The 16,351-nt window shown below is 36.2% G+C and carries 15 protein-coding genes; 13 read left to right on the top strand and 2 right to left on the bottom strand.

From position 1 onward, the window contains the following. Positions 1–79: 79 nt before the first annotated feature. Positions 80–1,327: a glycosyltransferase family 2 protein gene (locus LACWKB10_RS03485; RefSeq protein ID WP_052060266.1), complete on the bottom strand. Its 1,248-nt coding sequence runs from the start codon at positions 1,325–1,327 to the stop codon at positions 80–82. Between the two features lie 437 nt (positions 1,328–1,764). Next, positions 1,765–2,679, bottom strand: a complete 915-nt coding sequence (locus LACWKB10_RS03480; RefSeq protein ID WP_034978815.1) for a proline-specific peptidase family protein — start codon at positions 2,677–2,679, stop codon at positions 1,765–1,767. A gap of 496 nt (positions 2,680–3,175) precedes the next feature. On the opposite strand from LACWKB10_RS03480, the gene LACWKB10_RS03475 reads away from it, so the two are divergent. From LACWKB10_RS03475 to LACWKB10_RS03415, 13 genes are all read left to right on the top strand, one after another. Further along, on the top strand, positions 3,176–3,625 hold the full coding sequence (locus tag LACWKB10_RS03475) for a DUF3290 domain-containing protein (protein ID WP_034978813.1): 450 nt from the start codon (positions 3,176–3,178) through the stop codon (positions 3,623–3,625). Between the two features lie 13 nt (positions 3,626–3,638). Next, positions 3,639–4,274, top strand: coding sequence for a DUF421 domain-containing protein (locus tag LACWKB10_RS03470; protein WP_198214002.1), 636 nt, complete (start codon positions 3,639–3,641; stop codon positions 4,272–4,274). A 13-nt stretch (positions 4,275–4,287) separates the two neighbouring features. Further along, complete coding sequence (locus tag LACWKB10_RS03465) at positions 4,288–5,109, top strand: hypothetical protein (RefSeq protein ID WP_034978808.1); 822 nt, start codon at positions 4,288–4,290, stop codon at positions 5,107–5,109. Between the two features lie 9 nt (positions 5,110–5,118). Then, entirely contained in the window at positions 5,119–6,072 is a 954-nt protein-coding gene (locus tag LACWKB10_RS03460; RefSeq protein ID WP_034978806.1) for an exonuclease domain-containing protein, read from the top strand. A 102-nt stretch (positions 6,073–6,174) separates the two neighbouring features. Continuing rightward, positions 6,175–7,047, top strand: a complete 873-nt coding sequence (locus tag LACWKB10_RS03455) for a DNA/RNA non-specific endonuclease (RefSeq protein ID WP_034978804.1) — start codon at positions 6,175–6,177, stop codon at positions 7,045–7,047. A gap of 327 nt (positions 7,048–7,374) precedes the next feature. Beyond that, on the top strand, positions 7,375–8,460 hold the full coding sequence (locus tag LACWKB10_RS03450) for an ABC transporter ATP-binding protein (RefSeq protein ID WP_034978802.1): 1,086 nt from the start codon (positions 7,375–7,377) through the stop codon (positions 8,458–8,460). After that, positions 8,460–9,326, top strand: coding sequence for a carbohydrate ABC transporter permease (locus LACWKB10_RS03445; protein ID WP_034978800.1), 867 nt, complete (start codon positions 8,460–8,462; stop codon positions 9,324–9,326). The genes LACWKB10_RS03450 and LACWKB10_RS03445 overlap by 1 nt, the downstream gene beginning before the upstream one ends. Further along, complete coding sequence (locus tag LACWKB10_RS03440) at positions 9,327–10,151, top strand: carbohydrate ABC transporter permease (protein WP_034978798.1); 825 nt, start codon at positions 9,327–9,329, stop codon at positions 10,149–10,151. Continuing rightward, the gene (locus LACWKB10_RS03435) at positions 10,135–11,430 is read left to right on the top strand and encodes an MBL fold metallo-hydrolase (RefSeq protein ID WP_034978796.1); all 1,296 of its coding nucleotides are present in this window, start codon (positions 10,135–10,137) and stop codon (positions 11,428–11,430) included. The genes LACWKB10_RS03440 and LACWKB10_RS03435 overlap by 17 nt, the downstream gene beginning before the upstream one ends. 48 nt (positions 11,431–11,478) lie before the next feature. Next, positions 11,479–12,789 carry an extracellular solute-binding protein gene (locus LACWKB10_RS03430; RefSeq protein WP_034978794.1) on the top strand — a complete coding sequence of 437 codons (1,311 nt, stop codon included), beginning with the start codon at positions 11,479–11,481 and terminating at the stop codon, positions 12,787–12,789. Between the two features lie 265 nt (positions 12,790–13,054). Further along, positions 13,055–14,356 carry an extracellular solute-binding protein gene (locus LACWKB10_RS03425; protein WP_034978791.1) on the top strand — a complete coding sequence of 434 codons (1,302 nt, stop codon included), beginning with the start codon at positions 13,055–13,057 and terminating at the stop codon, positions 14,354–14,356. A 135-nt stretch (positions 14,357–14,491) separates the two neighbouring features. Then, the gene (locus LACWKB10_RS03420; protein WP_034978790.1) at positions 14,492–15,409 is read left to right on the top strand and encodes a magnesium transporter CorA family protein; all 918 of its coding nucleotides are present in this window, start codon (positions 14,492–14,494) and stop codon (positions 15,407–15,409) included. Positions 15,410–15,423: 14 nt separating this feature from the next. Further along, positions 15,424–16,347: a serine hydrolase gene (locus LACWKB10_RS03415; protein WP_034978788.1), complete on the top strand. Its 924-nt coding sequence runs from the start codon at positions 15,424–15,426 to the stop codon at positions 16,345–16,347. Positions 16,348–16,351 lie beyond the last annotated feature (4 nt).

Here is a 16,351-nt window from a genome sequence, read left to right as displayed (position 1 = left end):
GGGTTATCAATACACAAATTTATTAGTCTTTTTGAATGTAAATATTTAAAAATAGAAGTTAATTCCTTTTTCTGCCTTGTTAAGTATGAGAAGTTTTTGACCAGGACTGATTGCCAACTAAAATTCTTCCCAAAGCTTTATATGGAACTATGGCTAACGACCATCTGTAAAAATCGATCAAAAACAATATTTTTAGCAAATATGAAAATTTTAGCGGTTCATCAAGCTTAGCTTCGCGCCATTGCTTTAGTATTAACAATGTATTTGTCAAATATTCTATTATTAGCAAAATTGCAATAATTGAAATGCTAATCCAGGCATTCGTTTTCATGTAAAGCAGTAAAACTATAAATGAAATTGCGGAGGCTGGTGTTGTGACCATTGAAAATACTGGAATAAGCAGGAAGAGCAATACAAAAGTTTTAACCATTGAAGGAATAGATTTAGATTTAACAATCTTTTTGCTATATTTGCCTAAACATTGAAAACCGCCTTGGCACCAGCGAGTACGTTGCTTGATCAGCTTTTTATATTTTGTAACTCCCTCTTGTCCAATGCTAACGGTATTTAGGAAAGTACCACGGTAACCCTTTAATAAGCCTTTTAAGGAGAATTCGCAATCTTCCAATAATGATGATGACCAGCCAACGTTATTGGTCATTTTTAAGGTCATGAACTGACCATTGCCGGAAGCTAAAGATGAACCCCAATCAGTTCTTGCCATTTGTAGAAGAGAATTATAAATAGTGAATTCAAAATTTTGCATTGCTGCGATATTATGCTCCAGATTATAAATATTTACTCTTGTTTGAAGCAAATCACAATTAGAATGATTAAAAGCATATACGACTTGCCGTAAGTAATTTGCATCTAAGTGGCTATCAGCATCTATGACGCCAATAATAGTTTTTTCTTCAGGAAAATTCATTTTGGCAATGCGTTTGGCTGTATCCTGTAATGCTGGCCCCTTACCTTGTTGAGCATTAGGTTTTACGCGGTGTACAACTATGACATTAGGATGATAAGCATATTTTTGTAATAAAGTAGTGGTACCATCACTAGAATCATCATCGATAAAGACCAGCTTGAGTTTGATAAAACTCTCACATTGTTTTTGTAATTCCAGTAAATAAGGAATGTTTTTTCGTAAGGATTGAAATTCATTCATTGCTGGGATTAACAAGAACATAGTATCGAAATCTCGACAGCGTTCGCCGTAATTATCTTGCTTTACATTATTGCTAAATGTCAGATAAAGAGTCCAAATTAAATCAAAAATGTACGAACAGCCACCTAAAATTAAAATGATGACTATTAATAAGTTCATTTTATTTTCTCCAAGTTATTTATTCCGTATTCTAAATATATGTCAGCTTTATAATAACATGAATTGGTCTAGACGAAAAATATATTCTTTTAAAATTTATAAGTTTAAACTTTAATAAAAAAATATATACCTTTATAGGCATTGCTTTAATCACGGAAAACTTAAAATTTAAATAAGTGAAAAGTATACTAGATTATTTTTCATATAGTTTTTTATTGTTGTCAATTCATGAGTGAAGAAAAATATTTTATTGTTATTTTTAAAAAAAGGCATATTATTGTAAACTGTTATTTTATACAGGATTAAAATATAGTGAAAAATTAATTATGTTTGCAAAAAGTAATTAGCAGGTAAGCTTTTTTTAAGTGAACAAAAAAACAAGCAGTTGCCTGCTTGTTTTTCAGATGCTTTTACTTGCATAAAAATAATTGGACTTGTTATTCTCCTTTAAAAGTTCCTGCTTCAACTTGACGGATGAAGTCTGCTAAATGCTTGTAATAAACATCAGGGTTATCGACCATATGATGATGGCCACCATCAGGAGTTGTAACTAAGCGGGAATTCGGAATTTCTTTTTGCATAATTTTAGCCGTAGCGATTGGCATTGTTTCATTTTCACCAAAGGTTAACAAAGTTGGTACTTTAATATTTTTAAGTTGGTCTCTAAAGTGCCAGTCTTTTAGTTTGCCAGTAATCACGAATTCATTGTCACCCTGAAAGGCTTCATATACAGCAGAACCGCCAATATCCTTTAGATGATATAACTTAGACGGCTGTTTGCGGTCAACAAAATTAATGTTGAGAATGTTGACATCTTCTTGATAGCGGTCATTGCCATAATCGTTATTGTCTTCGCATTCATGCATGAAGTCAATTTCAGTTTGGGGCAAAACTTCTTGGCGACGACGGTTCACGGCTTTGACATAATCATCAATGTCATCCACCATTGAGGAAATAATTGCTCCTTTCAGATGTTGACCATATTTAACGGCATATTCTTGTACCAGAAGTCCGCCCCAGCTTTGACCAATCAAATAAAAATTGTCTAAACCAAGTTTTTCACGTACCTCGTCAACTTCATCCAGGAAGTATTCATATGTTAGATACTTTTTAGCAATTCCCGGATCAGAATAATCGGGTTGATCGGAATAAAGGGAACCAAGCTGATCATACATCGTTACTTGCACATCCAAGCCCTGCTTTTTTAATTGATCGGCAGTATCTTCCCAATATTCATGGTTTCCTCCGGGGCCTCCATGTAGAGCCAGTAAATGAATTTTGCCTTGACCCTGAGTGTTTGTCCATAAATGATAACCATTATCCAGCGTAATAATTTTGGTACCTGTTTTCATATTTTTCTCCTTTAATCGTTATCAACTAGTCTCTATTTTATCTCATTATAATAGAAAGAAAAACAAATCCCAAAAATGAAAATTAATTTAAGGTAATGCCTAAAATTAAGCGATTACATGTTACAATTAGTTTAGTATGTTAGATGAAGATTAAGGAGAACAAAAATGGCTGAACCCAAATGGTTAAAAGACATGGATGCTAGCGAGTATTTAAAAGAAGAGGCTTAAGCAGAAACTGAGTCAGATGCAGCAACAGGTGCTTCTCAAAACTAGAAATAAATTGAATATTAATAAGCAGTAGTTAGACAGGTTCTAACTACTTTTTTGTTATACTGATAATAGGTGAGCTTATAAACACAGTTGAAGTAAGCTTATGGGAGGAATTAAATGTTTTAGCTATATTTGGTAATAATTAAGGTAGTTAATATGAAATTTCTTAAAAAGTATTGACTACAGTAAAATAGAATAAATTGTTTTTTATAGAGGTAATTATGTCATGACTTTTTACACACTTAAATATATTGAGCAAAATCAAAATACAAGTAAAACCATTCTCTATGTACTGATTGCGGTCGCGGCTTTAACGATGATTGCTTTTACAGTTCTTTATCTCAGGCATAGATTCGATACGCGCTACCGAGACCTGGGCATTATTGCACTTTTGTTTTTACTTTTATTTATGGGAACTCAATACGAAAAATACGTGCAAACCAATGTGGTAAAATCCCAATCCGAGCAGATTGCGCCTTTTATTAAATCAGTTGCTAAAGATCATAAGGTTCCTGTTTCGGACGTCATGGTCAATTCTACAACTTTGCAAAACGGTCTAATTGTCAGAGTTGATTCCAAAGATATTGACTATCAACTGGAACTAAATGACGATAACAATTCATATTCTTTAAAGCAGGCCCATGTGATTAACCACACGGTCGACGTAAAGAATTAGGAGGAAAATAATAATGAATTATACGCAGCTTTTTATTAAATTCGTATTAGGTGTGTTAACTTTAATTTTTCAAATAAATGTGTTTGGCAAGAGCAATATTGCTCCCACAACGGCTCTGGATCAACTGCAAAACTATGTTTTGGGTGGTATTATAGGAGGCGTTATTTATAATGCCAATATTTCCGTATTACAGTTTTTGCTGGTTTTGATTGTCTGGACTTTAGTGGTCTTTATCCTAAAATTTGCCAGAGAGCACAGCAATTTTATTCGCAGTTTGATTGATGGCAAACCAATTCAAATAATTAAAAATGGTCAAGTTTTGCCTCGAAATTGTTTATCTGCTGGACTTTCAGCTAATGAATTAATGTTTAAATTGCGCAGTCAAGGAATTTATTCTGTTGATAAAGTGAAAAACTGTATTTTTGAAAAGAACGGTCAATTAACGGTAATTAAAAAAGATGAGAAGAATGTACGTTTTCCGTTAATTAATGATGGTCAAATCAACCAAGATGTGCTTGAATCTATTAATAAGGATGAAGACTGGCTAAAAGAGCAGGTCAAACAAGCTGGTTATGATGATACTGGTGATATTTTCTTAGGAGAATTTGAAGATGGCCAAGTTTCATTTACTGGTTATAATCAAAAATAGAAAAGGTAATTAAATGGAAAATTTGAATAAGGCACGACAGTTAGTGCAAAATGCTGACACTGTGATAGTGGTTGCCGGTAATGGCTTAGCTAAAACCGAAGGACTTGACCTTTTGGGTCAGGAAGATTTTGAACGTGATTTTCCCACTATTGTTCAAAAATATGATGTTCATTCAGTAGGATATGCTCTTGATGAGCACAAGCTTTCATGGGCTGAGAAATGGCAGTTATGGTCAAACCTTATTCAAAGGTATTCACTTGATTATCATCCTAGTAAAACATTGCAAAAACTTAAGCAGTTAATTGATAACAAGCAGTATTTTATTGCTACCTCAGCATTTGGTCACTTTTTTGAAACTGCCGGCTTTAATGAAAAACGCATTTTTAATGTGTTTGGCGACTGGACTAAAGCGCAGTGTTCTAGCGGCATCAATCATGGACTTAAGGATTGTCAGTCTGTCGTTCAAAAGATTGCTGGGAAAAAGCCTGATACTGGCATAGAAGAATTGGTACCAAAATGTGATGTATGTGGTCAGCCACTGGAAATACATATGCCACTTAATGAGCATTTTTATCCAGATACTGAAGCTAACACTCGTTTCCGCTGGTTTTTAACCGGTAATGAAGATAAAAATACTGTTTTTTTGGAATTAGGAGTTGACGAAACGAGCCCGCAATTACGGGAACCAATTGAACATTTGGTAGCAGAATTTCCGCAATGGTCTTATGTGGCTGCTGACTTCAAGCAGGAAGATTTATTACCGGAAATTCAAGAACGCAGCGCTGGTACAAACGCGGATGCAGCAAATTTAATCAATAATTTGGTGATGGAGTAGCTGATTTCAATGAGTATTTACGTAAAAAATGGCGTACTGCATGTTTCTGGCGTTCAAGATAAGATCCGGGGCAAGGGTCAGGAATGGCCTGACTTCATTTCCGACTACACTATGCTCGATATTGAAACTACAGGCTTAAACCCATATCGTGATCATGTAACTGAACTTGGTGCAGTTAAAGTGCGTGCTAACAAAGTGGTAGATGAGTTTAGTCAACTGGTTGTTTATCCACGGTCAAATCATGTGCCGAGTTTTATCACTAAGTTAAATGGTATTACTGAAGAACTGCTTCTTAAAGAAGGAAAACCGGTAAAAGAAGCAATGACGGCTTTTCGCAAGTTTATTGGTGACGATATTATCATTGGCTATAACGTCAATTTCGATCTCAATTTTTTGTATGATTTAGCACGAAAATTTCATTTGCCGGAGCTTAGTAACGATTATGTCGATGTGTTGCGTTTAGCTCGAGTATATTATCCGCAGCAGCACAATCGCTTGCTTGACTGCATTCAGCGCGCAGGCATTGCACAAGTAGAACAGCATCATGGTCTGGAAGATTCCCTTGATACTAAAAAAGTTTATGATGATTTTCGCCAGCATTTTACGCCAGAACTATTGCAAAAAGCACAAAGCAAACTGAAAAACATTGATTTGCTGGAGAAAGAACTGGAAGTCTGGGAATTAGGATTTCGTAATCCGGTTAATAATAAAAAGATTGCTTTTGCTCCTGAGGTGGAAATAAACGGCACTGAAGCTGCTCAAATGGTTAATAATATGAATGGCATAGCCCAAACTGGTGTCAAAGCTGATACAGATTATTTAATTATGAGTGATGATGGCTTTTTCAGTAAAAATAATCCGGAAGCATTGAAGGCAACAGAATTTAATCATGCAGGCAGCAAGATTAAGCGCTTGTCTGAAAGCTATTTTTTGAATATGCTGGATGAATGGGCCAGAAGTTAAAATTAGAGGCAAGGGATCATTGACCTTGCTTTTTTATTGTTCCTGTTGCAAACAACAGTTCGATTAGCTATACTTAATTATTATTAAAAAGGAGCAATGTGAATGGCACGCAGGAGGAGCAGACGAAAAACTAAAACAACAAATGGAGATTTTTGGGCAATAGTCATTATTATCTTGTTCTTGTTGTGGTTTGTTTCTACTAAAGGTGGCTCAGACCCAAGCGGACACCAGACAATGAACAGGATCACGCGCAGTGACCGCCAGAAAAGCAATAAAATTGATAAGGCCAAGCCTGCTGCTAAAGTATACGGTGGCTTGTCGCATGAAGACTACCAAAAACTGGCTAATTTAAACTTTAAAAGTGGAAGTTCTTCTTATATTACTGTAAATAATGACCATTCCACGTTAATCAAAAATGCCTGGCGTGTTAATCGGGTTATTTATTCTGATTTGGACAGTTTAAATCGTACATCTCATTCGAATACAGCCTTTTTACAAAAGCGCAATGTTGCTAACGATAATTTGAGGGTTCGCCAATTCGTTGAACCAACTGGTTGGCATTATAACCGCCGCAATGGCACACAAATTTATAATCGTGGACACCTCATTGCGTATTCAGTTTCTGCCGGTATTGACTTTGAAGGCAACTTCAATCCCCGCAATCATTCAGGTGATCAAAATAACCCTAAAAATTTGTTCACACAGTCTGCTTTTTCCAATCAAAGAATTCAAACAATGTTTGAAAGCCGTATCCGTGTTGCTTTGAGGCAAAATAAAAAAGTTATTTATCAAGCTACGCCGATTTTTCGAGGAGAGGAATTAATGGCACGTGGTATTAACTTGCAGGCAGTCTCAACTGACGGAGAACTTGATTTTAATGTTTATCTGTTTAACGTTCAACCGGGTTATTCCTTTAACTATAATAACGGACGAGCTAAAGTGAATCATGAGATTTTTGTGAAAGATAATTACTAACCAGTAGTTGCTGACAAAATCAGCTTTACAGAATAACCAAATGTTCGGATAAAATAATAGTTAATATATACAGAGATTAATAAGAGCGACAGTAAGATTTACTGCCGTTTTTTGCTTAAGGCAAAACTTTAAAAAGAGAACAATAAAAGTGATTTCTGGATAATAATTAGCAATTTACACAACAAATACGAATAATTAACTTAAAAGCTTGATTATGATAAGATAATTACGAATTTTAATTAAGCAAATTAGGTTGTGTTCTGACTTTTTTTATCATAAAATTAAGAGAGTAAAAATGAAAAATAAAGATTATAGTGGTGCGATTTAATGGATAACAATAAATTTGTTGAAGTGAAAAACCTGCGAAAAGTTTATGACAATGGTCATGAAGCTATAAAAAATGTCAGCTTTTCTGTTAAAAAGGGAGATTTGGTGTGTTTATTAGGGCCATCTGGCTGTGGAAAGACAACTATTTTAAATATACTGGCTGGCCTATTGAATCCCACAGAAGGAGATATTTTATTTAATGGCAAGTCGGTGGTAAAAGTTGCACCTAAGGATCGCCATATTGGCTATGTTTTTCAAAACTATGCATTATATCCTCATATGACTGTTTTGCAAAACGTAATGTTTCCGCTGATTGTAGGGGCTAACAAAAAGCCTAAAGCAGAAGCCAAAAAGATTGCCACCAAATACATGGAATTAACGCAGATTACTGAACTGGCTGATCAAAAGCCGGGCAATTTATCTGGTGGTCAGCAACAAAGGGTGGCAATTGCTCGTGCTTTGGTACAAGAACCTCAAATTCTGCTCATGGATGAACCTTTGAGCAATTTGGATGCCAGATTGCGTTTAAAGATTCGTGAGGAAATTCGTTCATTAGTCAAATCTGTTGGCATTACCACGCTTTTTGTCACTCATGACCAGGAAGAAGCATTGTCTATTGGTGATAAAATCATCCTCTTTAATGATGGTGTTATACAACAAGATGATTTAGGCCAAAACTTTTATTTAGAACCTAATAATTATTTTGTAGCCAATTTCGTCGGCAATCCAGTAATTGATAATTTTAAAATAACTAAAACTGCAAATGAATTAAAGTCAAGTCAATTTACGATAGATCTTGCTGATCTGGAGCAGTCTCGTTTTAAACGAGATTTACCAGACGGTGAGTATATCTTGTCTATTCGACCCGAAAATATTGTTCCTGACCCTGATGGTCTTTTTGAGACCACGGTGGATGATATTGAATTAATTGGACGTGAACGTATTCTGAAATTTACATTTGATAATGAGCAGATTCGTTCACTAATTAACCTTGAAACTCCAATTAAGAGAGGCGATCAAGTTAAACTTAAAATGCGATTTAATCGGGTATTTCTTTTTACACCTGAAGGAGAGCGAGTTTACTAATGAAGACAAATCAAAAGAAGGCTTGGCTTTTTTTAGCACCAACTATTATTTTTGTCACTCTGTTTAGTATTTATCCTATTTTGCGTGCATTTGGCATGAGCTTTCAGGGTGGTTCCTTAATTGACTTACACTGGAATGGTTTAAGCAATTATCAGTATATTTTCAATGATCCAGAATTTTGGCTGGCTATCAAGAATACGGTTCTCTACGCAATTATTTCAGTACCAATCGGCTTAATTATTTCAATTATGCTGGCATGGATAATTTTTGACAAGGTAAAGCATAAGTCATTCTTTGAAACAACGTTTTTCATGCCATATGTTACTTCAACAATTGCCATAGGAATTGTTTTTCGTTATATCTTTAATGGTGATTACGGGATGCTGAACTTTTTGCTTAGATGTTTGCATCTGCCAGCTCCTGACTGGATTGATGACCCAGCAATGTCTTTAACTACCATTATTCTCTTTGGTATTTGGTCGTCACTGGCTTTTAACATTGTCATATTAATGGGGGCACTGCGTAATATTGATCCGAATTTTTATACAATTGCTGATATGTATGGTGCTAGCGGTCGGGATAAGTTTTGGCGCATTACTATGCCAGAGCTGGTTCCTACTATTGCTTTCTTGCTGACAATGAATGTGATTGGAGCCTTTAAAATCTATACTTCTGTTTACGCACTCTTTAACGGGCAAGCCGGAGTGGGCAATTCGGGAACAACCGCCGTGTTCTACATTTACAATAAGTTCCAAATTGTCGGCACTCCAGGAGTTGCGATGGCTGCAACGGTAATTTTGTTCCTGATTATTCTGTTTGCGACATTCTTGCAACGGAAAATGATGAAGAAGATAGGAGAGAATTAAATGAAACGAATTCGGCTAGGAGTTTTATTCAGTTACATTATTTTATTTATCTTTGCCATCATTACTGTTTTCCCATTCATTTACATGATTTTAGGCGGTTTGATGAGCTTTCAGGAAACAACTTCTATTCCGCCAACATTAATTCCGCATCATTTTGAGTGGTCTAACTACGCCAAAGTATTCGCTCGTGCTCCTTTTGGTCGCTACTTCTTCAACACGGTTTTAACGGCCAGCATCACCACGCTTGTCAGTCTTTTTAATTCATTGCTTGGCGCTTTTGCCATGGTTAACCTGCGCTTTAAGGGCAAGGGTTTAATTCAAATGGTGCTTTTGTCATTATTAATGGTTCCTGGTGAAGCAATTATTTTTACTAATTACAATACGATTGCACATATGGGATTGCTTAACACTTATGTAGGATTGGTTTTGCCATTCTTGACTTCGATTTTCTACATGTACTATTTACAAAGTTATTTTGGTTCAATCTCAGACACGATTTATAAAGCAGCTATGATTGATGGTGCCAGCGATTGGGACTATATTTGGAAAATTTTAGTACCGATGTCAAAAGGCGGCTTGTTTACAGTTGGTCTTTTAAGTTTCATCTCTGGCTGGAATTCGTTTCTCTGGCCGTTGCTGGTTACAAATGAAGATACCATGCGTTTACTAAACAATGGTTTATCTGCCTTTGCATCCGATGCCGGTAGTGAAACGCAATTGCAACTGGCTGCTGCTACCCTGACTGTTTTACCAATTTTAATCTTGTACTTAATCTTTAGAAAACAGATTATCAAGGGGGTGGTTCGCAATGACCTTAAAGGATAGAACCACCATCACGTTTTACAATGGTTTAAATACTATTGGTGGACCAATGATTGAGGTGGCATGTCACAAATCGCACATTTTATTTGATTTGGGTGAAGTTTACCGACCTGAGCTCAATTTGCCAGACGAGAAATATCAGACTTTAGTGCAAAATGAACTGATTGGTGATGTACCAAACTTTTATGATCCCGAATTAACTGGCCAGCCACTTGATCATGACCGGTGGGAGCATGCTGCAGCTTACATGTCCCACCTGCACCTTGATCACAGCAAAGCCATGAATTTCTTGGCTCCAGAAATACCTTTGTATGCAGGGCCGATAACAGCTAAGATGCTGCCTGCTTTAAATGAAAAAGGAGACTTTCTGCTGCCGGCTGCAAATCATGAAGCAAGTTATACACGCCCAATTATCGCAGCAGAGTATCAAAAACCAATAGAAGTGGGCGATATAACGATGACGGTGTGGCCCAGCGACCACGATGCTTATGGTGCTACTGGTCTGATCGTTAAAACACCGGATTTGGCAATTGCCTATACTGGCGATATTCGTCTGCATGGGTATCATCCTGACTGGGTTAAAAAATTTTTAGCAGCAGCCAAAGACTGTGATGTTTTAATTACTGAAGCAACCGGATTTTCTTGGCCAGAAGAAAAGCATAAGGAAAATAGCGAAGAATTTACTGGTCCTAAAAATGAGGATGAATTGACTGCCAAATTTGTACAGTTGCAAAATGACAATCCCAAACGGCAAATTACTTTCAATACTTATCCCACCAACGTTGAGCGACTATTGCGCATTATTTCTGATTCACCGCGTAAAGTTGTTTTGCATGCTGCAAGAGCTCATTTGCTCAAGGAAAGTTTAAATCAAGATTTTCCTTATTATTACTTGCCAGGGGAGCAGAAATTCGTTGATCTGAAACCGGAACTAGCTGTTCATTACGATGATCTGCTAAATGATGATCACGAATTCCTCTGGCAAGCAGTTGCTGATTTCGACCACTTGCAAAAAGGTGGTTTGTATATTCACTCTAATGCAGAGCCATTAGGAGATTTTGACCCAGCATACAAGCTTTTTATGCAAAAGCTTGCTGGGCAAAATATTGAAGTTCAGGCGTTGCGTTGTTCTGGTCACGCTGACGAGCAGGAACTAAAACAAATTATTGCTTGGGTTCAACCACCAACACTTATTCCCGTGCACACATTGCATCCGGAGCTGGTGGAAAACCCTTATGGTAACAGGATTTTACCAAAACGTAACCAAACAATTGCGTTTTGATTAATCAAAAAATGTTGTTTAGTTTTTATATTTGGGAGGTTTAACCAAATGAAGTTTAGTAAAAAGTTAGCCGCTGCGTTTGCTGTTGGTTTAACTCTTGTTGGTACTGCAGCTTGTTCAAATGGCGGAAGCAATTCTAATTCTTCCTCATCTTCAAGTTCAGAAAAAATTGCCAAAGTCAAAAAGACAACCAATATTGTTTTTTGGCATGGTATGACAGGTGTGCAACAATCGACTTTGAAAAAATTGACACAGGAATTTGAAAGCAAAAATCCTAAAATCAAAGTCAAGTTGGAGAATCAAGGTGCTTATAATGACTTACAAGCCAAAATTAATTCAACTTTGCAATCGCCTAATAACTTGCCAACTATTACTCAGGCATATCCTGACTGGCTCTTTAATGCTGCCAACAAAAACATGCTGGTTGATTTAAAGCCATACATTAATAGTAAAGAAGTTGGTTGGGGCAGCAGTGAAGCTTCTAATATCAAGAGTGCACTTCTCGATGGTGCTAAGATTAATGGCAAACAATATGGTATTCCTTTTAACAAATCAATTGAAGTTTTGACTTATAACGCAGACTTGTTAAAGAAATATGGTATTAAAAAAGCCCCTGCAACAATGGATGAATTGAAGAAAGATTCACAAATCATCTACAAAAAGAGTAATCATAAAGTCGTTGGCGCTGGTTTTGACTCATTATCGAACTACTACACTTTAGGCATGAAGAACGAAGGCGTTGACTTCTCAAGTAAAATTGACTTTGCCGGCGACACTTCAAAGAAAGTTATTAATTTTTATGCAGATGGAATCAAAGATGGTTACTTCAGAGTAGCTGGTTCAGAACACTATTTATCTGGACCATTTGCTAACCAAAAGGTAGCAATGTACATTGGTACTTCTGCTGGTGAAGGCTTTGTTAAACAAGGTGTAGGCAACAAGTTCACTTACGATGTTGCACCTCGTCCGGGTAAATACACTATGTCACAAGGTACTGACATTTACATGTTCAAGCATGCTTCAGCTGACCAAAAATCTGCAGCATTTACTTACATTAAGTTCTTGACCTCAAAAGCAAGTCAACTTGAATGGGCAAATGCTACTGGTTACATTCCTGTTAACCAAAGTGCTGCTGATTCTGCTGAATACAAAGAAACTAAAAAGCTTAAATTGCCAGCCAAACTTGAAGATGCAATGGCAAACTTATACAGTGTGCCAATTATCAAAAATGCTGGTGCTGCATACGGCAATTTGAATCCAGTTATGCAAAATATTTTAGCTGCTGCTCAAAAGAAGCAAAATGTTGATGACGCTATTAAAGCGGGCAAAGCAAAATTTGATGCTGCTTGGAAGCAATAAAAACTAAATAGCAATTTTTATTAAAGAGCTTGCCTATTATGACAAGCTCTTTTTATACCCAAAATGGAACAAAATAAAGGTCATCTGGAAAATGTTCGGAATGTAGCTAACTATAATGACAAATAAAGTAAAATATACAAATAAAGCCGAATTTTTGTGTCTAAATTTATTGTAATCTTGCATTATTTGCTATACAATAAATGAGTATTAATGCTCAAACTATCACTATTGAGCACTTAAAAAATTTTGGAGGAAAAAAGATATCATGAATTTCGGTAAAAAGCTGGCAGCTGTTGCGGCAGCCGGCTTGGCATTAATTGGAACTGCAGCTTGTTCAAAAAGCAACAGTTCATCATCCTCAAGTTCTAAAATACCAAAAGTAACTCAAAAAACTACAGTTGTTTTTTGGCATGGGATGCAGGGTTCTCAGGAAAAAACACTGAAAAGTTTAGTTCAGGATTTTGAAAATAAAAATCCTAAAATAAAAATCAAGCTTGAACAACAGGGTGATTACGATAACTTGCAGTCAAAAATAACTTCGACTCTGCAATCACCTAAAAATTTACCAACAATCACTCAGGCTTACCCGGGTTGGCTTGAAAGTGCTGCTAAAAATAAGATGTTGGTTGACCTTAAACCATACATTAATGACAAAAATGTAGGCTGGGGCAGTGCCTCAGCATCTGGTATTAAGGAAGACATGCTAAATGGTGCGCAAATTAAGGGCACCCAATACGGTATTCCTTTTAACAAGTCAATTGAAGTTTTAATTTATAACCCAAAGATGTTTAAGGAATATGGCATTACCAAAGTTCCTGCAACAATGGTCGAGGTTAAGAAGGCTGCACAGACTATTTATCAAAAGAGTAACCATCAAGTAGTTGGTGCAGGCTTTGATGATCTTGATAACTACTACGTTTTGGGTATGAAAAACCAAGGTGAAAATTTCTCCAGTAAAATTGACTTTACTGGTGCTAAATCCAGAAAGTTGCTCAATTACTTTATCGACGGGGAAAAAGCAGGTTACTTTAGAATGCCAGGTTCTGATAAATACTTGTACATTCCGTTTACTAACAAAAAATTGGCAATGTTTGTTACATCTTCATCAACTGAAACATGGATCAAACAGGCAGCTAAGAAAGGCTTCAACTATGAAGTTGCAGCTCGGCCAAGCAAATATACAATGTCACAGGGAACCGACATTTATATGTTCAGCCATGCCAGTGCGATGCAGAAAGCTGCTGCTTTCAAATTTATGAAATATCTTTCTTCTAAAGATAGTCAAATTAAGTGGGCTAAAGAAACCGGCTATATTCCGGTTAGTGATAGTGCCACAAAGTCTGATGAATATAAGTCGAATAAAGACTTTAAACTGCCTGCCAAATTGGAAGACATTCTTAATGCCAATTCACTTTACAGTGTTCCTGTAATTAAGGACTCTAGTGCTACATTTAGTCAATTAACCCCAATTATGCAGTCAATCTTATCTGCCGCACAAAAGAACCGTAATGTTGAAAAAGCCATTACAACAGGTAAAAATAAATTTGATGCCGCTTGGAAACAATAGAAATGTGATAAAAATTAAAAAAACAGGTCTTGACCTGTTTTTTTATTTGTCGTTTTTCTCTTCAATGGTAAGATAATATTGGCATATAAAAGCTGGTAGCTACGCCAGCTAAATACAGTGGCCAGGGGTGAAAACGTGATCAAAGAACAAAAGTTTCCAGTAGAAACTAATTATAAATGGTATGATATCAGCAATTTGAGTGAAGAAGACAGTAATAAGCTGCAAATAGATTTTCATTTTACTCCTGACATGATTACCTATATTTCAGACCGACATGAACGACCCCACTATGATTATGATACGCATACGCATATCAATTTGCTGGTTTATGATGTACCTATTTGGCCAACTAAAACCATCAAGCATTTTACAGCCCATCCAGTAACTTTTTTAATATCTGGGCAAAACATCTTTACCTTTCATACTCAATCGACCAGCTATGTGTTTGATGAGTTTAATGATGCTGCTACGAGAAGAGAGCTATCAATGGCACAGGATGTTACTGAACTTTTAATGAAGTTTTTACTATATTCATCGCAGTATTTCCAGCGAGCTGTTACTCAGCTTGATGCGGAACGCAATAGTTTAGATCAAAAACTTTCTGGTGACATTAATAACAAGGACTTAGTAGAGCTGTCCAATATTGAGAAAAGTCTGGTGTATTTGTCTAGCTCAATTCAGACCAACCTAATGATGTTGCACAGTTTAAAAATGTCTCAGTTGAACTTCACAAAGCCTGGACGTGAACGACTGGATGATGTTTTAATTGAATCAAATCAATCTGCAGAAATGGTAAAAATTTCGCAACAGGTAACCCAAACTTTGTCTGCAACTTCTAATAACATGATGAACAATAATCTAAATGATACGATGAAGTTCCTTACAGTCTGGTCTTTGGTTTTAACCATTCCCACAATTTTAACCGGCTTTTATGGTATGAACGTCAGCCTCCCGGTTGGACACAGCTCGTCTGACTGGATTGCTATTACTGTAATAACGATCTTTTTGATGGTATGGTTGATTGTGCTAATGAAACGACATCACTTCTTTTAAACTGAGGCAAATAAATGAAAAATAAAGTTTTGATAGGCTCATTAATCACAGCACTTATTGCTTTTATGCTCTATTCTGTCAATCTTAAAAAAGTAGAGAACAGCAGCCTGAAAATTGTGGGTCAAGGACAGGAACAAGTTGTCAAAAATAAAAAAGGAAAAAACTCTGCCCGTGAACCAAAAGTTGCGACTGTGGAGTATCCAAATCACATTAAAATTGCTTCCGGCAGTGAGAAAAAATGGGCAGAAAAAATTGTACAGGTGATGGGAAAGGATCAGAGCTATCAAGTTTGTGTTCAAGATCTCAATAATAATAAATTTGCCCGTGTTTCTAACACTAGCCAAAGACATGGTGTAAATACTATTAGTCGCTTATTTTTACTTGTTGCTTTAACTTATCAAGAACAACAAGGGAAGTTAAATATAAATAAAGCTGTCAAAATTAAAAAAGCAGATCACGTTAAAGGTGAAAAGGTACTTCAAAAAGGAATTGCATATAATGCAACTTATTTGAAGCAATTAATGATGCAAGGTGACAAAACTGCGGCCAACGCTTTGTTGCGCGTAGTTAAGCCTGCAAAAGTCAACTCAATTATCAGAAGAACTGGCGCTGAAGATACCGCCATTAAAGGAAAATTTTCAGCTAAACCAGCAGGTTATACTACTGCAAATGATTTGAATAAAATTATGGTGAGTCTATACCATGATCAGATTTTAAGCAGACAATATTCCAATCAAGTTTTAGGAGCACTGAATGCTAACAAAACTAAGCCTAAGATTATCCGTAATAGCAAGGGCTTAATTTATGCTATTGGGGATAGTAAAGCCAATGTTGCACTTGTCCAGTCTAATGGTAATGCTTATTGCATCAGCGTTTGGAGCAATAATGACCATGAATTTGTTAAACTGGGAAAGGCAGTCAACAGCTTTTTTAAATAACATT

The sequence above is a fragment of the Lactobacillus sp. wkB10 genome (genome assembly GCF_000760615.1).
In the GTDB taxonomy this organism is placed as follows: domain Bacteria; phylum Bacillota; class Bacilli; order Lactobacillales; family Lactobacillaceae; genus Lactobacillus; species Lactobacillus huangpiensis.
This window is presented reverse-complemented; position numbering and strand designations above follow the sequence as displayed.